This is a genomic window from Streptomyces hypolithicus (assembly GCF_052934925.1).
Genome location: NZ_CM128811.1, coordinates 5,993,161 through 6,014,151, shown reverse-complemented (window position 1 = coordinate 6,014,151; position 20,991 = coordinate 5,993,161). Strand labels below are relative to the sequence as shown.

19 protein-coding genes, 1 tRNA gene and 1 pseudogene are annotated in these 20,991 nt (G+C 69.5%); 6 read left to right on the top strand and 15 right to left on the bottom strand.

The window, feature by feature from the left end:
- Positions 1–4: 4 nt before the first annotated feature.
- The 4 genes and pseudogenes from ACU6WZ_RS28420 to ACU6WZ_RS28405 all read right to left on the bottom strand — a co-directional run.
- Positions 5–1,498: pseudogene (locus tag ACU6WZ_RS28420) on the bottom strand (type I polyketide synthase); the annotation flags it as partial.
- A gap of 30 nt (positions 1,499–1,528) precedes the next feature.
- Complete coding sequence (locus tag ACU6WZ_RS28415) at positions 1,529–1,852, bottom strand: acyl carrier protein (protein WP_447031039.1); 324 nt, start codon at positions 1,850–1,852, stop codon at positions 1,529–1,531.
- A gap of 234 nt (positions 1,853–2,086) precedes the next feature.
- Positions 2,087–3,544, bottom strand: coding sequence for an MFS transporter (locus ACU6WZ_RS28410; protein WP_447031038.1), 1,458 nt, complete (start codon positions 3,542–3,544; stop codon positions 2,087–2,089).
- Positions 3,545–3,642: 98 nt separating this feature from the next.
- Positions 3,643–4,014, bottom strand: coding sequence for a nuclear transport factor 2 family protein (locus tag ACU6WZ_RS28405; RefSeq protein WP_447031037.1), 372 nt, complete (start codon positions 4,012–4,014; stop codon positions 3,643–3,645).
- A gap of 236 nt (positions 4,015–4,250) precedes the next feature.
- On the opposite strand from ACU6WZ_RS28405, the gene ACU6WZ_RS28400 reads away from it, so the two are divergent.
- A complete protein-coding gene (locus ACU6WZ_RS28400) occupies positions 4,251–5,030 on the top strand; it encodes an AfsR/SARP family transcriptional regulator (RefSeq protein ID WP_447031035.1) in 780 nt (259 codons plus the stop codon).
- 198 nt (positions 5,031–5,228) lie between these two features.
- Here the strand turns inward: ACU6WZ_RS28400 and ACU6WZ_RS28395 are convergent, their stop codons facing one another.
- From ACU6WZ_RS28395 to ACU6WZ_RS28345, 11 genes are all read right to left on the bottom strand, one after another.
- On the bottom strand, positions 5,229–5,459 hold the full coding sequence (locus ACU6WZ_RS28395; RefSeq protein ID WP_447031034.1) for an acyl carrier protein: 231 nt from the start codon (positions 5,457–5,459) through the stop codon (positions 5,229–5,231).
- Between the two features lie 22 nt (positions 5,460–5,481).
- Positions 5,482–6,492: a beta-ketoacyl-ACP synthase III gene (locus ACU6WZ_RS28390; protein WP_447031032.1), complete on the bottom strand. Its 1,011-nt coding sequence runs from the start codon at positions 6,490–6,492 to the stop codon at positions 5,482–5,484.
- A complete protein-coding gene (locus ACU6WZ_RS28385) occupies positions 6,489–7,505 on the bottom strand; it encodes a ferritin family protein (RefSeq protein WP_447031031.1) in 1,017 nt (338 codons plus the stop codon). Before ACU6WZ_RS28385 ends, ACU6WZ_RS28390 begins: the two co-directional genes overlap by 4 nt.
- Positions 7,506–7,575: 70 nt before the next feature.
- Complete coding sequence (locus ACU6WZ_RS28380; RefSeq protein ID WP_447031030.1) at positions 7,576–8,133, bottom strand: hypothetical protein; 558 nt, start codon at positions 8,131–8,133, stop codon at positions 7,576–7,578.
- An 11-nt stretch (positions 8,134–8,144) separates the two neighbouring features.
- The gene (locus ACU6WZ_RS28375; protein ID WP_447031029.1) at positions 8,145–8,630 is read right to left on the bottom strand and encodes a type II toxin-antitoxin system RatA family toxin; all 486 of its coding nucleotides are present in this window, start codon (positions 8,628–8,630) and stop codon (positions 8,145–8,147) included.
- Positions 8,630–9,913, bottom strand: a complete 1,284-nt coding sequence (locus ACU6WZ_RS28370; protein WP_447031027.1) for an aspartate aminotransferase family protein — start codon at positions 9,911–9,913, stop codon at positions 8,630–8,632. Before ACU6WZ_RS28370 ends, ACU6WZ_RS28375 begins: the two co-directional genes overlap by 1 nt.
- A gap of 64 nt (positions 9,914–9,977) precedes the next feature.
- On the bottom strand, positions 9,978–11,114 hold the full coding sequence (locus ACU6WZ_RS28365; RefSeq protein ID WP_447031025.1) for an acyl-CoA dehydrogenase family protein: 1,137 nt from the start codon (positions 11,112–11,114) through the stop codon (positions 9,978–9,980).
- A gap of 54 nt (positions 11,115–11,168) precedes the next feature.
- A complete protein-coding gene (locus tag ACU6WZ_RS28360) occupies positions 11,169–12,779 on the bottom strand; it encodes an aldehyde dehydrogenase family protein (RefSeq protein ID WP_447031024.1) in 1,611 nt (536 codons plus the stop codon).
- Positions 12,780–12,880: 101 nt separating this feature from the next.
- Complete coding sequence (locus ACU6WZ_RS28355; protein WP_447031022.1) at positions 12,881–14,350, bottom strand: MmgE/PrpD family protein; 1,470 nt, start codon at positions 14,348–14,350, stop codon at positions 12,881–12,883.
- Entirely contained in the window at positions 14,301–15,314 is a 1,014-nt protein-coding gene (locus tag ACU6WZ_RS28350) for a diacylglycerol/lipid kinase family protein (protein ID WP_447031021.1), read from the bottom strand. Before ACU6WZ_RS28350 ends, ACU6WZ_RS28355 begins: the two co-directional genes overlap by 50 nt.
- Before the next feature lie 58 nt (positions 15,315–15,372).
- Positions 15,373–15,460 (bottom strand) — tRNA-Val (locus ACU6WZ_RS28345).
- A gap of 171 nt (positions 15,461–15,631) precedes the next feature.
- Between ACU6WZ_RS28345 and ACU6WZ_RS28340 the strand changes: the two genes are divergently transcribed.
- From ACU6WZ_RS28340 to ACU6WZ_RS28320, 5 genes are all read left to right on the top strand, one after another.
- Positions 15,632–16,630, top strand: coding sequence for an MprF family protein (locus ACU6WZ_RS28340; protein ID WP_447031019.1), 999 nt, complete (start codon positions 15,632–15,634; stop codon positions 16,628–16,630).
- A gap of 86 nt (positions 16,631–16,716) precedes the next feature.
- Complete coding sequence (locus ACU6WZ_RS28335) at positions 16,717–16,902, top strand: hypothetical protein (protein WP_447031017.1); 186 nt, start codon at positions 16,717–16,719, stop codon at positions 16,900–16,902.
- 134 nt (positions 16,903–17,036) lie between these two features.
- Positions 17,037–18,158, top strand: a complete 1,122-nt coding sequence (locus ACU6WZ_RS28330) for a fatty acid desaturase family protein (RefSeq protein WP_447031016.1) — start codon at positions 17,037–17,039, stop codon at positions 18,156–18,158.
- Positions 18,159–18,285: 127 nt separating this feature from the next.
- Complete coding sequence (locus ACU6WZ_RS28325; protein ID WP_447031014.1) at positions 18,286–19,113, top strand: MFS transporter; 828 nt, start codon at positions 18,286–18,288, stop codon at positions 19,111–19,113.
- Positions 19,114–19,694: 581 nt separating this feature from the next.
- Positions 19,695–20,948 (top strand): IS110 family RNA-guided transposase, encoded by a 1,254-nt coding sequence (locus ACU6WZ_RS28320; RefSeq protein WP_447031013.1) that lies wholly within the window; start codon positions 19,695–19,697, stop codon positions 20,946–20,948.
- The last annotated feature ends 43 nt before the right edge of the window (positions 20,949–20,991 follow it).

The following is a 20,991-nucleotide window of genomic DNA, read 5'->3' as shown; positions in this document are numbered from 1 at the left end:
GGCCGGCCTGTTCGCGCAGTGCGGCGGAGTTCTTCGCCGAGAGGGTGAACACGGGGCAGGCGGCGCCGGGGCCGGGTGGGGTCGGTACGGGCGCGGTTTCGGCCGCTGCGGTGCGCGTGGCGCCTTCGACGGCCGCCGGGGCCGGGGTGCTCGTGCCGCCGGTGCGTGCCGGTGGCTCCTCCAGGACGACCGCGCCGATGGTGCCCGCGAAGCCGAAGCTGTTGACCGCCGCCCGGCGGACCGGGGCCTTCCAGGGCTCGCACTCGGTGGGTATGCGCACCGAGTACACGTCCCACGGTATGCGGCCGGAGGGGACGGTCATGTTGAGGTGCGGATAGATCGTCGCGGAGCGGATCTGGAGCAGCGTCTTGATGACTCCGACGACACCGGAGGCCGGTTCCATGTGGCCGAGGTTGGTCTTCACCGAAGCGACCAGCAGCGGGTCGTCCTTGCTCCGGGCTCCGGCGAACACGTTGTTGATGGCGCCGATCTCGATCGGGTCGCCGAGCGGGGTGCCGGTGCCGTGTGCCTCCACGTACTGGATGTCACCCGGTTCCAGGCCGGCCGCGCGGATCGCGTTGTGCAGCACGGTCTCCTGCGCCGGCCCGTTGGGCACCGTCAGTCCCGCGCTGTCACCGTCCTGGCCGACCGCGGTGCCGCGCACCACGGCGAGGATGTTGTCGCCGTCCCGGGTGGCGTCGGACAGCCGCTTGAGGACCAGCATGCCGCAGCCCTCGGCGCGGGCGTAGCCGTCCGCGGACTCGTCGAAGGTCTTGCACTGGCCGTCGGGTGCCAGCATCTGGGCGTTGGAGAACATCACCGGGATGCGGGGGTGGTGCAGGGCGTTGACGCCGCCGCTGAGCGCGATGTCGCACTCGCCGCGGCGCAGCCCGGTCACGGCCAGGTGCAGGGCGGCCAGCGAGGACGAGCAGGCGGTGTCGACGCTCATGCTCGGCCCGCGCCAGCCGAGGAAGTAGGAGAGCCGCCCGGAGAGCGGGAACATGGTGATGCCGGAGGCCAGCAGGCCGTCGAGGTCCTCGTACGGCACGGCGTCGAGTTCGAGGGCGTAGTCGACGGAGCTGGAGCCGATGTAGACGCCGCCGTTGCCGCGCCGCAGCGGCGTGGGGTCGATGTTCGCGTGTTCCAGGGCCTGCCACGCGGTCTCCAGGACCATGCGCTGCTGGGGGTCGATGAACTGCGCTTCCCTGGGCGAGATGTTGAAGAATCCCGCGTCGAAGAGGTCGATACGGTCCAGGAAGCCGCCGCCGGTGGTGTGGATCTTGCCCTTGTCGTCGGGGCTCTGCGGGGTGAATGCCTCGACGTCCCAGCGGTCCTGGGGCAGCGGGCCGATACCGGAGCTGCCGGTGCGCAGGAACTCCTCGAACTCGTCGAGCGAGTTGCTGCCCCCGGGGAAGCGCAGGCCCACGCCGATGATCGCGACGGGCTCGGTCAGCTCCTTGAGCACGTTGTCGATGGCTACTTCCTCGTCGCGGGGCATGGCCGCGTCTCCTTCTGTCCGGCGATCGGATTACTGAGCGGGTCGGTCGCCGGCTGCGGAGCCCGCGACCAGGTCGGTCAGATGGAGCACCAGTTGCTCAACCGTGGGTTCGTTGAAGAGCACGTTCGCGTTGATGGTGATACCGAGCAGCTCTTCCAGGCTCTGCTTGAGACTGGTGAGCCGCAGCGAGGTGAGACCCAGGTCGAAGAAGCTGGTGTCGACCGAGAGGTCCTCGTCGGCCTCCATCAGCAGAGCGCTCTTGAACCGCTCCACGACGACCGTCTCCAGTTCTTCGCGGATTTCGACGACGGGCAGCTCACGCAGCTGCCGCAAGGACGCGTTGGTGTCAGGCATGTCGGTGACCGATCCCGAGAGCGGGCGCAGGGGGACCCGCGCTGGTGAATGAGCTTCAGCCAACCACCGCGGCCTGACACCGCCCTGACCGGGAACTTGTCCTCGCGGCAGCGCTGCCCGCTGCCCGCCCGCGGGCAGCGGGCAGCGGGCAGCGGGAAAACACCGTGGCCGAGCCGGAAACTGCCCCGGCTCGGCCACGGCCGGCCATCGCGGGCCGGCTAAATCATGTGCGTACTACGCCTTGGTACGTGCCTGCATGACGCGCACCAGCAGGGCGACGGAGACGCAGAAGACCATCAGCGGGATCAGCGCCATGACGAAGGCGTGCGGATAGTCGCCTACCCGGCGCGCCTCGCCCAGTACGGGGAAGAAGACCGCGCCCGCGATGGCCACCCCGATCGCGGCCCCACCCTCCTGCACGGTGTTGACCGCGCCGGAGGCGGCCGCGGCGTGCTCGGGGTCGGCTCCCGTCAGCACGGCGCCCGTCAGCGGGCCCGTGGTCATGCCCATCCCGATCCCCGCGACGATCAGCGACGGGATCAGCCACAGGACACTGCCGTCGGCGCCCACCTGCGTGGCGGAGACGGCGACCAGGACGTATCCAGCGCCCAGGGTCAGCGGGCCGGCAGTGATCAGCCCGCCTCCCAGCCGCGCGGCGAGCTTGCCCGAGAGCATCGAGGAGCCGAAGTAGCCGCCGCCGACCGCGAGGAAGACATAGCCGGACTCGGCCGGCGACAGGCCCTTGCCCTGCTGAAGGTAGAGCGCCAGCAGGAAGAAGAAGGAGCCCATGGCCAGGAAGTACGTCAGCATCGCGGCCAGCCCGACGGAGAAGACCCGGCCGCGGAACAGGTCGAGGTCGATCAGCGGGCTGAGCCCCTGTGCCGTACGGCGGCGCTGGTGGCTGATGAACCCGGCGCCCAGCGGGATCGTGGCGGCCAGCAGCAGCCAGCTCCACAGCGGCCATCCCCTCTCCTGGCCCTCGACGAGGGAGAGCACCAGGGCCGCCAGCGTCGCCGTGACCAACAGCGCGCCGGTCAGGTCGAGCCGTCCGCCGCCGGCGTTGCGGGACTCGGGCACCAGCCGCGGGGTCAGGGCCAGGGCCACCAGGCCGATCGGGATGTTGAGCAGGAAGATGGCCCGCCAGTCCAGTCCCGCCACGTCGACGGAGATCAGTACGCCGCCGATGACCTGGCCGAGGACACCGGCGAGGCCGATCACCAGGCCGTAGACGGCGAAGGCACGGGCCCGGGAGGCACCGGTGTAGACGAGGGCGAGGATGCCGAGGACCTGCGGGACCATGAGCGCCGCCGAGGCGCCTTGCAGCACCCGGAAGATGATGAGGAGGTCGGCGCTCTGCGCCACACCGCACAGCGCGGAGGTGATGGTGAACAGCAGCAGGCCGAGAGCGAACATGCGGCGTCGGCCGTAGAGGTCGCCGAGCCGCCCACCGGTGATCATTCCAGCGGTGAAGGACACGCCGTAACCGATGATGACCAGCTGGGACTGCGCGGACGTGGCGTTCAGATCCTGCTGGATCGAAGGCACGGCGACGTTGGCGATGAAGTAGTCGAGAACGGTGATGAAGGTGCCCACCATCACGATGGCCAGGGCACCCCAGCCGCTTCGTGTCGCGGAGGGCGGTGGCTCGGCCGCGGGGGAGGCGGCGGTGTCCGGCCCTGTTTCTGTGGTCATCGGGGGGTGCTCCTTGGGTGCTGGTTCAGCACTGTTGCTGCAAGACGGGGACCGGGCGGGTCCCTGAGGGGACCCACCCGGCGATGGCGCGAGCCGGCTCAGGCGCCCGCGGGCACCTTGTCGAGGAAGCCGTAGACGGCCTTGATCCTGCCGTCCGCGTCGGTCACCGCGACGTCGAAGCCGATGACGACGTTCTCGCCGCCGGAGGACGGTACGAGCTCCCAGCGGAAGCGGCTGACGTTGTTGTGGGTGTCCGCGTCGCCCAGGATCTTGAAGTCGAAGCCCTTGAACTGGTCACGGGCACCGGCGATCACGGCACCGATCCCGTCGTGGCCCTGCACGTTGGCCAGCGGGTCGGTGTAGGTGGCGTCCGGGGTGTAGAGGTCGCTGATCGCCGCGGCGCGCTTGTCCTGGTCCGCCTCGTTCCAGATGGCGATGTAACGGGTTGCAAGATCGGTCAGGTCGCTCACGAAGTACTCCTTGATCATTTACGAATGCGTAGGACACCTTCCCGGACGTGCCCGGGAGGCACCAGGACCACTGTGACAGAGCGCGCTCGAGATCCACTTGAGATCAACTAGGGGACAGTCTGCGCGAGTTGCCGCCGGCATGGGAACAGCTGTTGCCCCGGTCGAACCTCCAGCGCTCCTCGAGGCGCCCTGTGGAACAGTCGGGACGCAGATCCCACGTCAGGAAGGAGCAGCTGGTGAAGTTCAGGGTTCTCGGGTCCGTCGGAGCAGAGGTGGACGGCCGCTTCCGCAGTGTTCAGGGCGCGCGGCAGCGTGCGCTGCTGGCCGTGCTGCTGCTCCACGGCGGCCATCTGGTCCCGGCGGAGGATCTCTACGCCGAGCTCTGGGGCGACGAACTGCCGGCGACGGTGGAAAACGCCCTGCAGGCACATGTCTCCCGGCTGCGCCGCACCCTGCAGTCGTGGGGTGACGACGCCCCCTCGCTGGTCGCCCGCTCCGCCGGGTACGTCCTGGAGTTCTCCGCCGACGACCTCGACGTGAACGTCTTCCGGCGGCGCATCGCCCAGGCGCGCGCCGTCATGCCCACCGACACCACGAGGGCGTCCGTCCTGCTGAACGAGGCGCTGGGACTGTGGGTGGGCGCCCCGCTCCAGGACGTGGTCGCGGGATCGCTGTGCAGGAGTGTGGCCGTTCAGCTGGAGGAGGAGTGCCTGGCCGCGACGGAGGTCAAGCTCTGGCTCGACTACGAGTGCGGGGTCCCGTCCGCCATAGGGGAACTGAAGCGGATGATCGTCGTGCACCCGTGGCGGGAGCGGATCATAGAGATGCTGATGCTGGCGCTCTACCGGTGCGGGCGCCAGGCGGAAGCCATAGAGACCTACAACTCGACGCGCGCCCGCATGATCGAGGAGCTCGGCATGGAGCCCTCGGAGCACCTCAGAGGCTGTTTCCTGGACATCCTCAACCAGGCGCCGATGCCCTCGGGCCGCCCCCCGGATCTCGCCCGCTCCGCCTGAGCACCGGCCCTTCGCACGAGCGGGCGGAAGCGTACGGGAAAATCCGCCGGGCGCACCCGGGGCGCCACAAGGCCGCCACCGGCCCTGTTCAGGGGCTGGTGGCGGCCTTGGTGCCCGGCCCTGCCCCGCGCTCCGGGCAGGGCCGGGCGCAGTGGGGCGCGTGCGCGGGGTGGGGGGTGGGGTGGGGTGCAGGGGGCGTCAGACCGTCGCTCGGCGCTCCTCCATGAGGCGGGCCATCTCACCTATGGTGTCGACGTCCATCAGCTCGTCGTCGCTGATCTCGATGCCGTAGTCCTTCTCCAGGAGCATCGACAGCTCGACGATCGCGAGCGAGTCCAGCTCGACGTCCTCCCGGGAGGCTTCCGGGGTCACCTGGTCCCCGGTGACTTTCAGCTTGCTGATCAGGATTTCCTTGAGCACTTCGAACATGGGGACTTCCCTTCTCGGTGGGTCAGACGACGTGGATGTCGGGCCAGGTGAGGGTGGCCGCGCCCCAGGACAGCCCGCCGCCGAAGGCGGTGAGCAGCAGCCGGTGGCCGGCCGCGAGACTGCCCTCCGCCGCCGCCTGGGCGAGCAGCAGGGGAAGCGAGGCCACTGCGGTGTTGCCGACCTCGGCGACGTTGGACAGCCGCTTCTCGTGCGGTATGCCGAGGTCGTCGGCGACCGCCCCGAGGATGCGGGAGTTGGCCTGGTGGGCGGCGAACCGGTCCACTTCCGCGCACGTCCACCCGGCCGCCGCCACGGCCTGCCGCGAGGACTCGCTCATGCGCTGCACCGCGTGCCGGTAGGTCTCCCGGCCGTTCATCTTGAAGTAGCCCTGGCCCGGGTCGGTCAGCGGGCCGGCCGACCGCTGGCGGGAGCCTCCCGCCGGCACTATGAGCAGGTCCTTGAGGGTGCCGTCGCTGCCCAGCACCGGCCGGCCGACAGCGCCCGGCTCGTCCGGGTCGCCGGCCCGCAGCAGCACCGCGCCCGCGCCGTCCCCGAAGAGCACCGCGGTGGTCCGGTCCTCGGGGTCGACGAAGGTGGTGAAGGCGTCGGCGCCGATCAGCAGGACCCGCTCGGCCGCTCTGGTCGCGATCAGACCGGAGGCGTTGGCCAGTCCGTACAGGAAGCCGGCGCACACCGCCGACATGTCGAAGGCCGGGATCACGCCCAGGCCGAGCCGGGACGCGATGTCCGGCGCGGTGGACGGGACGGGGTGGTCCGGGGTGGTGGTGGTCAGGATGACCATGTCCGCGCCGCCGCCGGCCCCGCCCGCCTCCGCGGACTTCAGCGCCCGCAGCCCGGCCTCCACGGCCAGGTCGGAGGTGGCCGTCCCCGGTTCGACCACGTGCCGGACGGACATGCCGGTCCGGGTGCGAATCCACTCGTCGCTGGTCTCGAAGCGCTCGGCCATGTCCTGGTTGGTCACCAGCTTCGGCGGCAGGTACGCCCCCGCCCCGGCGACGACGGCGGCCCTCATGCGGCGCCCCCGCAGGAGTGGCCGGACCCGGTGACCCCGGACAGGACGTCGGCGGGCAGGCCCATGTAGAGCATCCGTGACTCGGCCATCTCGTCCGTCCACTGCTCGGCCATGTCGTAGCGCTGCTCGGGGGTGGTGTCGAGCAGCCGCGTGCCGGGCCAGATCTCGTAGTCGCCGATCTTGTCGGCGTGTTCCGCCATGCCCTTCTGGAACAGTTCCTCGCGGTGGATGACGAACTCCCGGTCGGGAATGGTGTCCCACAGGCCGACTCCGGCCCGCAGGATCTCCATCAGCCGCGGCCGGTACTGCGGGTGCGTGACGAGGTGGTCACGGAGGATGGTGCTGGCGACCGTCAGATGCCGGATCTCGTCGATGGCGGTGCCCCGGGAGATCTCGCCGGTGGCCGGCGACAGCGGAGTCCACTTGCGTTCGCTCAGCTCCGCGGCCGGCGCGAGCACGCCCTCGATGACGATGGCGAAGACGGCCACACCGCCCGCGAAGTCGTTCTGGTCGCGCACGATGTCCAGCGTGAAGTCCTCGACGGGCCGCAGCACCCGCCGGCGGTAGTCGGCGGACATCTCGTCGATGTCCCGCAGCAAGGTCTGCGCAGGGTGCCCCAGCTCCACCAGGTGGTTGCGGAACACCCGGGCGTGCCGGGCCTCGTCCATCAGCTGGGTGGAGTAGAACTCCAGCTCCGGGATGCCGGGGGCAATGGCCACATAATGGGCCAGCAGCCGGGTGGCGACCTCCTCGGACAGGGCCCGGAACCCGAACTCGAGGATCAGTGCGTCCCGCAGCGGACCCGGCTCCTTGAGGAAGTCCGGGACCCCCGCGTTCTCGTGATGGCCGGTCACCCCGCGGTCGCGCAGGGTGCCCTGGGCGACCTGGGTGATCCAGTAGGCGAGGTCGCACTCCTCGGGACCGAGGGTGAGTTCCTTGGCACCGTCGAGCAGACCGGGCGCGGTGTCCCAGTCGGCCTCGTGCGCCACGGTGCTCTGCGGCGAATCGGTCATGACGAGGTGTGCTCCTTCCTCTTGCGGGCCCACGGCCCGCGCTCTGATCCCCGCCGTGGGGACACGGCATTCACCGGCTGGCCCTGAACACCGGCCGGTCCGCCGCCGGTGCGGCCGGCTCGCGGCGGGCGGGGACGTGGCCGACCGGAACCGGACCGTCGGACGGGTGGCCCACCGGCTTCGGGTGTGCGAGCCCCAGGTCGTCCAGGAGCCGCAGATAGCCGGTCTGGCGTACGGGTTCGAAGGGCAGCGCGAACGACTTCATGAAGTTGCCGAACAGGCCCCGGTCACCGAAGAGGTGCCACGGAATCACCAGCAGCGCCCACTCGGGCCCGATGAGCCAGCACCACAGGCCGACGACGGCCGCCTGGGTGATCATGCTGTGCATCACGTTGTACAGGACGTAATACACCTTGGAGATGGGTTTGCCGCCGCTGCGCTTGAAGGCGAAGGCTCCCGGCAGGTAGCCGATCACGTCGATGTAGAGGAACAGCGCGATGGCCGGCAGCCAGCGGATCTCGCCGAAATTGGCGATGATGAACGCGCTGGTCACCGCGAAGCCGACGAGGTACTCGGCCCGGTGCAGGGAGAAGGTCCGTGGAGTCTCGAACGGGTTGGCCTGGTCCATGGCTGTGTCTCCTATGCGGCCGTGGGAGCCGTGGGGAGGCCGAGTTCGACCCCGGCGTGGATTTCCGTCCGGTCGAAGAGGCCGGTCACGGCCCAGGCCACCGTCTCCTTGATGACCCGCTCCGCGATCGGGTCGAGGATCCCCTCCATGCTGGGGATGCCGAAGTCGAAGTCGACCTCGAAGTGGACGACCGTGTCGGCGCCGTCCTGCCGGACGGCCCACTTGCCGGTGAAGGTGTCGAAGTCACCGTCCTCCTGGTCGAAGCGGATCTCCAGCTCCTCCAGGTCGAAGGTGTCCTCCTCGGTCCAGCGCAGCAGCCCGCTGCGGAAGTGCAGTTCCCAGCTGGAGCTGCCCTTGAGGTCCGGGAGTGCGCCGTGTACTTCGGTGGCGCTGACATGGGGCGCCAGTTCGGGGAAGCGTTCGAACTTCGCTACCCGCTCGAAAACGACCTCGGCCTTTTCGGAGCGCACCACCGCGCCCAGTTCCACGTGCCGCATCAGTTTCCGCCTTCCGGCATCCTCGCCGAGCCCGCGACCAGGTCGAGGGTGGCTTTTTCGAACGAGTTGAGCAGGAACTCCACTTCGAGCGGAGTGAGGGTGGCAGGCGGGGTGAAGCGCACCACCGAGTTGCCGTTCATCGAGTGGTTGGCGACCACGCCGTGGTTGAAGAGCTCGATCAGCAGCTCCCCGGCCAGGCCCGGCTCGGCCAGCTCCACTCCGATGAGCAGGCCCCGGCCCCGTACGTCGACGACCAGGCCGGGGAGATTGCGATAGGCGATTTCCGCGATCCGGGGCAGCAGCTGTGCCCCGAGGTCCATCGCCTTGGAGACCAGCCGCTCCTGCGCGACCACCTGGACCGCGCCCTGGACCGCAGCCATCAGCAGCGGCTGTCCGGAGAAGGTGGATGTGTGGATGTAGGGGTCCTTGTCGAACGGGCGGAACGCCTTGCGGGTGGCGACAGCGGCCGAGACCGGGACGACACCGCCGCCGAGCGCCTTGCCGACGAGCAGTACGTCCGGGACGACGCCCTCGATGTCGGCGCCCCACCATTCGCCGAGCCGGCCCATGCCGCTCTGCACCTCGTCCAGGACGAGGAAACCGTCGTACTCGCGGACCAGTTCCTCGACCCGCTTGAGGTAGCCCTGGGGCGGGATGATCACGCCGCCCTCCCCCTGCACCGGCTCGAGGATCACGCAGACCTCGCCGGGGTGCGCCCTGAGCTCCTCCTCCAGCGCGTCCGCGTCGCCGTAGGGGATGTGCTCGGTGTCGGGGATCAGCGGCCGGAAAGGCTTCTGGTAGACGTCCTTGGCTGTCGCGGACAGGGCGCCCAGCGTCTTGCCGTGGTACCCGCCGCGCATGGACACGGTCCGCTTGCGGCCGCCCGCGCGGGCCAGCTTGAGGGCCGTCTCGACGGCCTCGGAGCCGGAGAGCGAGAAGTGCACCCGGTCCAGGCCCGGCGGCATGACGGAGACCAGGGCCTCGGCGGCCCGGGCCACCGTCGGCTCCAGCAGGATCCGGGTGGCGACCGGGTGGGTGTTCAGCTGGCGCTGGACGGCCTCGATGACGGTGGGGTGCCTGGCGCCCATGATGAAGACGCCGTAGCCACCGGCGTTGAGGAAACGCTCGCCGTCGCTCGTGGTGATCCAGGCCCCGGAGGACTCCACTTCCATGTGGCTGCCGAACAGCTCGGCGAGCGTGGCCCTTCCCTTGCTCAGGTGGGCCCGGTAGAGGCCGAGGATCTCTGCCTCGGCATCGACGCGGATGTCCTGCGTCACGGTCACGGCTGACTCCCTCTCGAAAACGGGCTAGTGCGGTCTGGACGGGAATGCCTGGACCCGGCTCCGGTCACAGTTCGAGCGGTCCGCCGGCGAAGTAGGCGACCAGCGGTTCGGCCGCGGCGCCCCGGCCCGGCGGGTGAAAGATCAACGGACGCACGGAGGCGGCCAGCCGGGAGTGCTCGGCGCTGCGGATGAAGTCCACCCCGCCCAGCAGTTCAAGCGAAAGTTCCGAGGCCCGGGCCGTGGCGTCCTGGGCGGCGTAGCGGGCGGTCAGCACCTGGGCGACCGCCTCCTCGCCGTTCAGTCCGTCGCGTAGGGACCGGGCGCAGCCCATCAGGAGCGCGATGGCGCTCTCGGCCTCGATCGCCACCCGGGCACGGTCGCCCGCGCTGCCCCGTTCGCGTCGCAGCACCACCTCCGCGAGGGCGGCGGCCGCGCCCGCGTAACCGGCGGAGATCAGCATCTCGAACCAGATGAATCCTGCCGTCTGGAGATCGTCGAGCCGGCCCGGGTCGTCGGCGGACGTCCGTACCACCATCGTGTCCGGTACGAAGACCTCCGTCATGCGCACCTCGTCGCTCTCCGACGCGGCGAGCACGGGGTTGTTCCAGAACGGGTGCACCGACAGTCCCGGCGCGGTCGAGGGGATCAGCGCCAGAGCGAGCTCGGGCGTACCGTCGGCGCCCGGTACGGCGATGCTCGCGGTGAGCAGTTGCATCGAATGGGCGAGGCTGCACGGCTTCTTGGAGCCGTCGAGCAGATAGCCGTTGTGCACCGGCTTCGCGGTGACCGACGGGAGGAGGATGTTCTGCTGGGTCCTGCCCTCCGCCCAGCCGGAGGCCATCACCACCTGGTCGGGAACGATACGGCGCAGCAGCTCCAGCTGCTCGGGGCTCAGCCGGCCCTCCTCCCCGGCCAGCGCGAACAGCATCGCGACCGTGAAGTGGTGCATGGTCACCGCGGCGGCCAGGGACGGCGAGAGGGCACCCAGCGCCAGCTGCACCTGCACCGCGTCCAGCGGGTCGGCGCCGTGTCCGCCGAACTCGGCGGGGACCAGCAGGCCGACACCGCCGTGCGCGCGGAAGAGGCTGATCACCGGGCTGCCGGCCGCCTCACGCTCGGCGAAGGGGATGTCGGCCAGCGCTTTGAGCAGCCCCGGGTGGTAGCGGTCGCAGGTCGCGCGGGCAGAGTCGAGAGAGCGCACGGGGGAACTCCTCCATGGATTTCGGGGGGGGCCGGCCCTGCCGGCGATCCGGTGTCAGAGAGCCGAGTCGGGGCCGAAGACGGCCTCGTGCGGGCTGACGTCGTGGGCGATGCTGACCCCCTGGACGTGCGAGGTCTTGAGCATGGGGTAGTTGGCCTCGCCGTAGACGCCGCCGGTCAGGCCGGTGCCGCCGTGGCTGGGCAGGTAGGGCAGGAACCCGATGTGGGAGTCGTTCACCTTCAGCAGGCCGCCGTTGACGACCCGCTGGACGAAGGCGTTGATCACCCGTGCCGACTTGGCCCACAGCGAGTTGCGGAGGCCGTACTCGTTACTGTTGACGAAGTCGATGAAGCAGTTGAGCAGCGCGTCGTCGGCGGCCGCCTCCGGCACCACGATCGGCAGCAGCGGGAAGAACGTCTCGCTGCGGACGATGTCGTGGGTGCGGGCCCCGGCCAGGCCGTTGACCCGGACCACGGTGGGCTGGAGGAAGACTCCGGTCTCCGACGGTGTCCCGTCGACCTCGGTGCGCTGACCGCCTGTCACCAGCTCGCCGCCGAGGTCCAGGGACTGCTTGAGCAGGGCGAAGAACTTCTCGCTGCGCCGCACCGGCGAGAGCAGGACGTCCTCGTCCTCGGGGTAGCCGGGGCGGACCAGCTTGATCCGCTCCATCACCTCGGCGATGAGCTCGTCGGCGATCGCCGGGTGGACCACGACGCAGTTGGGCACCATGCAGATCTGGCCGGAGCCGTAGAACGACTCGCAGATCGCCTCGGCCGCCTTCTTCAGGTCGGCGCCCTCCCAGATGACGATGGTGTCGTTGCCGGCCAGCTCCAGGATGGGCTTCTTGCCGTTGGCGACGCACTTCTCCTGGAAGCGCAGGCCCTCCTCGCTGCCGCCGATGTAGAAGATGTCGTCGATCAGCGGGTCCTCGACCCAGTGGTCGAGCGTCTGCTTCGGGTTGCTGCACACCGCGTTCAGTACGCCGGGAGGGGCGCTGATCTCGTCCAGGAGCGGCCCGACCACGTCCCGCATCAGCCACATGGTGCTCAGCGGGATGCTGCGCGGGGCGCGCATCACGACCGCGTTGCCGGCCATGAGCGCGAGCACCGCCAGCGCCGCGCTGGGCGCCGGCGCGTTCTGCGGCGGGTTGAAGGCGACCACACCGTCCGGCTGGCGGCGGACGATCAGCCGCCGCCCCTCGTGCTCGAACTCGGTGTGCATCCGCTGCCGGTACCAGTACAGGCTCTCCTCGCTGTACACCTGCGTCAGGCAGCTCAGCTCCCAGCGGGCCAGCCGCATCGGGTGGGCCTCGGACACCAGGATGTCCAGGAACTCGTCCTTACGCCGGATCAGTTCCTCGCGGAACATGGTGCCCAGGCGCATACGGCGTTCGAGGGGGAATCCGGCCCAGGCCGGCGCGGCCGCGGCCGCGGCCTCCGAGGCCAGTTCGATGGAGTTCTTGCCGGCGATGGCGCAGCGGCCCACCACATAGGGGTGATCGGCGGCGTCGGAATCCGGATTCTGTTCCAGTTCCCGCTTCAGTGTGACGCTGGTGAAGACATCTTCGAGCAGCGACTTGGCGCTGACTGTGTAGACCCAGCCGTCCCCTTCGATATCCTTGCCTGCGATATAAAGCTTGTAGCTCTTGAGTGCCTTTTCCCGCATCAAAGGACCTTTCCGAGTTCGGTCTCGGGCCATGACAACTGTCCGCCGGAAATCGATGGTGGCAGTGGGTACTGACCCGGCGCTGACGTGCGCCTCGGGAATTACCGAAGCGCCGCTTCGATCCAGTGCTGGAGGTCGTCGGCGCAGAAGGTGTCCAGGTCCGCGACGGCGTCGGCGACACTCTCCGGGCCGCCGAACTCCAGGAACTTCTCCCGCATCAGTTCGCCATGGTGGGCCCTGGTGTGCGGGCCCGCCGCCGCGAGCGGGATCATGCGCTGCCGGGACAGGGTGCGCCCGTCGGCCAGCCGCACAGTGACCCGCGCCCCGGTGGCCTTGGCCGAGGACGTGAAGGTGGGCCGGGTGCTTTCGTCCGCCGTGTCCCGGGCGAGCGCCACCACCTCGTCGCCGCCGAAGGCGCGCAGCCACGGCCCGGCCGCCGGGCCGGCCTGGCGTACGGCCTCGCCGAAGGGCGCCTCGGAGGAGAACAGCGCCTTGGTCAGCTCGGGGTCGTGCACGAGATGCACCCGGTCCGCGAGATTCCAGCGCTCCCGGTCGTTGAGCAGCGGCATGGCGAAGTCGTTGACCGTGAGACCGCCCGTGAGCAGCGCGGTGGCCACCGGATATGGGGTGTGCAGCACCAGCGCGCCCAGCGGCGATGCGGGCCCGGCTATGTACGACGCCGCCTTCTTGGCCGCGAAGAGGGTGTAGAGGGACGCCTCGACGACGACTTCTTCGATGTCCTCCAGCCGGCAGGGCGCCAGGTCCCGGTGCAGCGCGATCGCGCAGTCCACCGCCGCGTCCACCCCGGGGCCGCCCGGCCGCATCTTGAACGAGAGCGTCTCGGTGTGCCAGCGCTCGCCGAGACCCGCGCTCACCGCCTCCGGAAGCGGCACGGACGCGAACCGGTCGAGGAATCCGTCCGGGTGCTCCAGGATGTCGGGTGCGCCACGCAGCCCCGCACGCGCCGCGTCACAGGCGTCCATGGCCGTACGTACCGGTGTGAAGGTGTTGAACAGGCGGGCGTCGCTGGCCATGAAGGCGCGCATGAGGGGCCAGTTCGGCATGGCGAAGGCCAGCCCGAGGGCATGGCCCCACACCGAGTCGTCGGCGCCTTCGCAGTGCAGCCGGCCGCTCACCGCGCCCGCCAGATGGGTATGCACCGCGCTGTGTCCGCGCAGGGGGCCGAGGGTGGCGGCGGCGGTGATCCTGGCCGCGCATTCGTTGGCCGCGATGACCGCGGTGACCAGCGCCGCGCCGTCGAGCCGCCGGTTGTAGGCGTAGGCGAGCGGGACCGAGACGGTGGAGTTGGACAGATGGCCCGCGTACGCGGTGTCGTCCAGGTTCAGCCAGGAGCCGAGTCCGGACAGCACGCACGCCGACGTCCGCGGATCGCTCTGCAGCGGCGGGCCGAACCCTTCGATCATGCGGCGGCCCAGCGGATGGGCGGCCCCCGCCCGGATGGAGGCGAGCTGCGAGAGCAGTTGGCTGCCCGCCAGTTCACGGACCCGGGTGGGTATGTCCTCAGGTCGCAGCCACGCCGCCCAGCGGCACAGCTCCTTGAGTATCGGCACGCGTCACATCCTTTTTCGGGGCGCCCCAGACCGGCAGCAGACCCGGGAGCACATCAAGGGTCATGGCGGTCCGGCCGGGCGGCTGCAGTTCGCCGTCGTGCTCGAAGGTCAGCGGGCGTCCGTCGAGCCGCTCCACGACGATCCGGCGGCCGCGGCCGTGCACCACCCCGGGAGTCTGGCCGAGGGTGCCTTCGCGGGCGAGCACGGGCACGTCCCCGGCGGGCACCTCCGCGCCCACGACACAGACGTCGAGCAGGCCGTCGTCCGGCTCGGAATGCGGCAGCACCAGGTACTGGCCGCCGCGGTAGCGGCCGCCGCCCACGTTCGCCAGGACGGTGTCGCCCTCGTGCAGCACGCGGCCGTCGACCATGACGCGCCCCGGGTAGGGGGTGAAGACCGCGGCGGCGTCGGGCAGCGCCCTGGCGTAGCGTTCGCGTCCGGTGGCGGGGATGTTCCGGGCGGTGATCAGCCCTTCGGCGATGAGGCCGGAGCAGGCCCCGAGGAGAACCAGCGCCCCGGTCTCGTTCAGCCGCCCCAGGTCGAGGTGCCGCAGTACGGCGCCGCCGCTCGAGCCACCCTCCAGGGTCGCGCCGAGCGACTCGGCCCAGGGGCTGTCGGCCCAGAGCATCCGGTAGTTGGAGTTGCCGGTGCCGGCGGGGACGATCGCCAGGGCGGTGGTGCCTGGGCGTCCGGGCGTCACGAGCCCCTCGACGGTCTCGCGTACGGTGCCGTCGCCGCCGACCGCGAACACCAGGTCGGGCACCGGGCCGGACGCGCCGCGGACCGCCGCGCGGACGGCCTCGGTGGCACTGCCGGGGTGGGTGGTGAGGTGGACCTCTACGGAGTCGAGGACACTGGCGCACAGCTCGATCACCTCGTCGATCAGTGCCGGGCAGGCCGTGCCCGCCGTCGCGTTGGCGACGACCAGAGCCCGTCGGGGAGCCGGTGAGGTCACGGTCGGCATGAGGATGATCTCCAGACGGTGCTTCGACGCGCTGCTTCGACGGACCGGTGATCTGCGGCGGAGAGGGCAGGATTCGAACCTGCGCGGGCTTGCACCCGACTGAAGTGTTACTTCGGTCCCCGATAAGCCGCTCCGGGCACCTCTCCCTGTTTTCGGTCCGGTTTCCCGTCCCGTTCACACCGCTGATACTGCCATGGGCTTCTGATATTCCGCTGACGGTCTCCTGACGTATCGCTTGACGAGTATTTCCCTCTTCCCGACCTCCAGTTGAAGGTGCTCTACTTTCTCTGTTCACCGCACTGGAGAGAGAGGGTGGAATGCCACCGACAAACACGCTGGAGAATCAGGTTCTTCAGTCGATACGTGCGTATACCCAGTCCGAGAATGCCAGTTCGTTTCTGGCGCTGAATAGGGGCACCAGCGTTTTCACCGCCCCGGGCACCGACGGCTTCATCGCCTACCGGCGTACCGGCCGCTACCTGGTCCAGTTCGGCGGCCCGTTCGCCCCGCCGGAGTCGTACGGGCCGCTGCTCGACCAGTTCATGGCCCAGGCCCGCGACGAGGAGCGCCGGGTGATCGGCGCCCAGCTCCAGCGCGCGGACGCCGAGGTGTACGCGGAGCGCGGGTTCACCGTCAACCAGTTCGGTTCCTCGTGGGTGGTCCACCTGCCGGAGTTCTCCCTGCGCGGCACCCGCTTCATGCAGCTGCGCAACAAGATCTCCCGCGCGTTGCGCAACGGCCTTCAGGTCAGCGAGGTACGACCGGAGGAGCTGACCGGTGCGATCCGGGAGATCGACGCGTCCTGGCTCGGCTCCAAGGGCGACGACGCCCGGCCGCTGGAGTTCCTGGTCGGCGAGATCGGCGGACCCGCGCAGCGGGAGCGCCGGCTCTTCCTCGGCAGCATCGACGGCAAGCCCGTCGGCTACATCTCGTACTCCCCCGTCTACGGCAGCCGGGCCGGCTGGATGCACGACCTGAGCCGCCGTATCCCCGGCGGTTCCCCGGGGCTGATGGAGGCGATCAACTCCTCCGTCATCGAGATCCTGCGCGGCGAGGGCGTCGAGTGGCTGCACTTCGGCTTCACCCCCTTCACCGGCCTGGACGAGAGCAACGAGTTTCCCTGCCGCAGCGCGTCCTTCCAGTGGCTGATGCACTTCCTGTGGGCCGAGGGCGCGGCGCTCTACCCTGCCCAGACGCAGCTGGCCTACAAGGAGAAGTGGGCCCCGCGGGCACCGGTCCCGGAGTACGTCGCCTTCGACGGACCGGCCTCGCTGGCGGCGTTCGCCCACATCTTCCGGGCCTGCAACGCCTTCTGACGGGCCGCGGTCACCAGCCGTATCCCGCAGGCGATCCAGCGACCAGCGATCCCGGCCGACCCGGCCGGTGCAGTGAGGAGAGAGTCATGTCCGCCGAACAGGCAGCCACCCCGAGCGGAACCGACCCGGCCGGGACGGACCTCCTGAAGCAACAGGTTGTCGCGTCCCTCATGGCCGTCATCGGGGCCCCCGACGACCAGGACACCGCTCGCGCCGCCGACGACGCGGTCCGCGCACTGGAGGTCCGGCTGGCCATGCAGACCGCCGGCTGAACGGACCACCACCCGGTACAACGACGGCCGGTTCCAGGCCGCCATCAGGAGCACATCAGCAAAGTGCCGGACGCTCAGGTGTGTTGTCACCCGGCGTCAGACACCGGGCCACGCCCTGCCAAGGAGATCCCTCTATGCAGTCTCCGCACATCAGCGAGAACGAGTCAGGCGCTGTGCGGCCACCCGGCACGCGCCGTACACCCACGACGCAGACTCCGGCGAGCGGCGCCGGCGCGTCCGCCACCTTCGCCGAGCTGCTGCAGCGTGTGAAGGCCGAGGGTCTGCTGGACCTCGACACGCGCTACGACTACCGCAGGACGGCCCTGAACCTCGGCCTGATCCTGGCCGGTCTGATTGCCTTCTTCCTGATAGGCGACTCCTGGTGGCAGATGCCGGTCGCGGTGTGGATGGGGCTGTGCGGCGTGCAGAGCGCCTACATGTGGCACGAGGTCGGCCACAAGGCGATGTTCCGCGACAAGCGCATGGGAACCTTCGTCGCCTACTTCCACGCCAACTTCTTCAGCGGGGTCAGCTACGGCTGGTGGGTCAACCACCACAACCGGCACCACAGCCACCCCAACCACCTCACTCTCGACCCCGACATCGGCCGGCGCACCGCGATCTTCGACATCAAGCAGTACGCCACCCGCACCAGGACCCAGCGGTTCATCGTGCGCCATCAGCACGTGCTCTTCTTCGTGCTGCTCGTGCTCGAGGGCGCCAAGATGGAGCGGACCGCGATCAAGGCGATCACGGGCGGTGACACCAAGCACCCGGTCCTCGAATCGGGGCTGATCCTGCTGCGTACCGCGATCTATCTGACCGCGCTCTTCGTGGTGCTCTCGCCCCTGACCGCCGTCGTCTTCGTCCTCGTGCAGCATGCGGCGCTCGGCATCTACTTCGGTCTGATGTTCGCCCCGAACCACAAGGGCATGGAGGTCAGGGACGGCGAGAAGGAGACCCTCGACTGGCTGGAGCGGCAGGTGCTCACCTCCCGCAACATCCGGCCCAACGCGTGGATCGACTTCGTCTACGGCGGGCTCAACTACCAGGTGGAACACCACCTCTTCCCGGCGATGCCGAAGCGGAACCTGGCCCGCGCCCGGATCCTGACCCGCGAGTACTGCAAGGAGCGTGGCGTGCCGTACGTCGAGGTGGGGTTCTGGGAGTCCTACCGGCAGGTCGCCACCTTCCTCCACGAGGTCAGCGAGCCGACCAGGAACGGAGAGGTGGCCGTCACGGACGGGGCCTGCTGACCCCGCCCCCGAGCGGGGTCAGCAGGCCCCGGGCCGCACCTGCCACCCGCCTCCGCCCCGGCCCGAGCGCCGGGGCGGAGGCTCACCTGCACCGCGAACCCACCGGAGACCGAGGAGTTCCAGCACCATGTCAGAACAGACCGCGCTGCGTCCGATACCAGCGGCGGCGCCCTCCGTCGGCGACCGGCTCGACCGGATGCCGATCACCCCCGCCCACCGCAGACTCACCGCCGTCGTCGGGGTGGGTCTGTTCTTCGACACCTTCGAGAACAACCTCTCCGGCACGATCTCCCAGGTACTCCAGCACGACTTCGCCTTCGACGGCACCACCCTCAAGCTGGTACTGGCCTCGGCCTTCGTCGGGCAGTTCGTCGGCTCGGTGGTGCTCGGGCGCGTCGCCGACCGGTACGGGCGGCGACGGGCGTTTCTGATCAACCTCGCGCTGTACTCGGTGTTCTCGCTCCTCGGCGCGTTCTCCCCCAACGCCGGGCTGATCGTCACCCGTTTCTTCGCGGGCATCGGCATCGGCGCCGAACAGTCGCTGTCGGACTGCTACCTGGCGGACGTGCTGCCTGCCAAGAAGCGCGGCCGCTACACCGCCTGGGCGTACACCCTCGCCTTCTGCGGCGTACCGGTCGTCGGCTTCGCCGCCCTGTGGCTGGTCCCGCTGAGCCCGCTGGGCATCGACGGATGGCGCTGGCTCTTCGTCCTCGGCGCCCTCGGCTCCGCCGTCGTGTGGACACTGCGCCGCGGGCTGATCGAGTCGCCCCGCTGGTTGGCCGCGACAGGCCAAAAGGAGGAGGCGGAGCGGCTCGTCGACGAGATGGAAGCCGGACTCCGCGCGGACGTCCTGGCCAAGTCCGCGGCGGAGCGGCCGCCCGCCGGCGCCGGGGAGCGGCCCGCCGGCCGCATCGGACTGCAGGACATGTTCGGCGCCCGCCTAATTCCCTGTTAAGAGCGGCACGCCGGAAGTAGTCGACTGGTTCCGTTCGAATGAGCGGGAGGTGGCCAGGCGGGCGCCGATCGGAAGCCTTACGTCTACCAGGGCAGCAAGCCCCCCTTCGAGACTGGCGACGATCGGCGTCTCCCTGGCCGCCACCTGATCAAGCGTGGTGTGCTGCGTGGATACCGGGCGGACATCTCACGTCGGCCAGGCAGCACATGCCTAATTCGAGACAGTTGGCGCCCGGGTCCTCGGAGCCCACCACGTGTGGTGGGTGCTGGCGCTCGTGGGCGTCGGGCGGACGACTTTGGTGCACGCGCTCCTCTGAGGGCTGTTAGGAAGAGTGATCGCCGCCCGGCGCCTCCGAGCGTCAATACCCGCCGCTTGATCACTCGTTGGAGTTGGTGGTGCGAGCCCGTCGCACGGTGATCTCTTGTAGAACCCGAGCCACTTGAGCTCCCGTCAAGACCGAGGCCCGTGAGATGAGCTGGTGCCACGAACAGCTACTGAGGTGGCGGACCAGCCTTACGGCGGAGTCCTTGAATTAGGTCGCTGCGTGGCCCTCATGTGCTCGTGACCAGCACAAACGCTCTATGGGGAGGAAGACCTTGATCTACTGCGGCATCGACTGGGCGGAGAAGACACACGACATCGCCCTTGTCGACGACAGCGGCCAGTTACTCGCGAAGCGGCACATCACCGACGACGCGGCCGGCTACCAAATCCTGCTAGCCCTGCTTGCCGAACACGGCGACACCGAGGAGACGCCGATCCCGGTCGCGATCGAGACCTCCCGCGGACTACTGGTGGCCGTACTACGGACCGGGAAGCGCAAGGTCTTCGCGATCAACCCGATGGCCGCCGCCCGCTACCGCGACCGGACCAGCGTCTCGCGCAAGAAGTCCGCTCCTGGCGATGCACTCGTGCTGGCCAACATCCTGCGCACGGACATGCACGCCCACCGCCCCCTGCCTGAAGACAGCGATCTAAGCCGAGCAGTCGCTGTGCTCGCCCGCGCCCAGCAGGACGCGACGTGGAACCGACAGCAGGTCTCCAACCAGCTCCGCTCCCTTCTACGCGAGTACTACCCGGCCGCCCTGACAGCCTTCGAGCCCTGGCGGAACGGCCTCTGCCGACGAGAAGCACGGGAGATCTTGAAGGTGGCCCCCACACCGACCCGGGCGGCACGGCTCACGCGCACGCAACTGCAGGCCGCACTCAAGCGCGCCGGCCGCGAAAGGAGCATCGCTACCGAGGCGGACCGCATCCGTGACGTCTTCCGGGCCGAGTGGGCCCACCAACCCCTGCTGGTCGAAGAAGCCCTCGGCAGGCAGATGCTCGCCCTCCTGGTCCAGCTGGAGGCCGCTTGCTCGGCCGCAGACGACCTCGCCGAGGCGGTCGAAGAGGCTTTCCCTCAACACCCGGACGCTGAGATCATCCTCAGCTTCCCCGGTCTCGGCATCCAGCTCGGCGCCCGGGTGCTTGCCGAGATCGGAGACGACCGCAACCGCTTCGCCGACGCCCGCGGCCTGAAGGCATACGCAGGCGCCTCGCCCATCACCAGAGCCTCGGGAAAGAAGTCGAACGTCTCCCGCCGTTGGGTGAAGAACGACTGCCTCAACCACGCCGGCTACCTCTGGGCCTTCGCCGCCATCACTCGTTCCCCGGGCGCCAAGGTGCACTATCGGCGCCGCCGCGACCACGGAGACTGGCACGCCTCCGCCCAGAGGAACCTCTTCAACCGCATGATCGGCCAGCTCTACTGCTGCCTGCAGCACAACTGGCCCTATGACGAGGCCGTGGCCTTCCCCGAGGGCAATGTCACCGCACAGGCAGTTGCGGCCTGACCTGTCGGCGTACAGGTCAGTCAACGCGTCCCACCGGATCCAG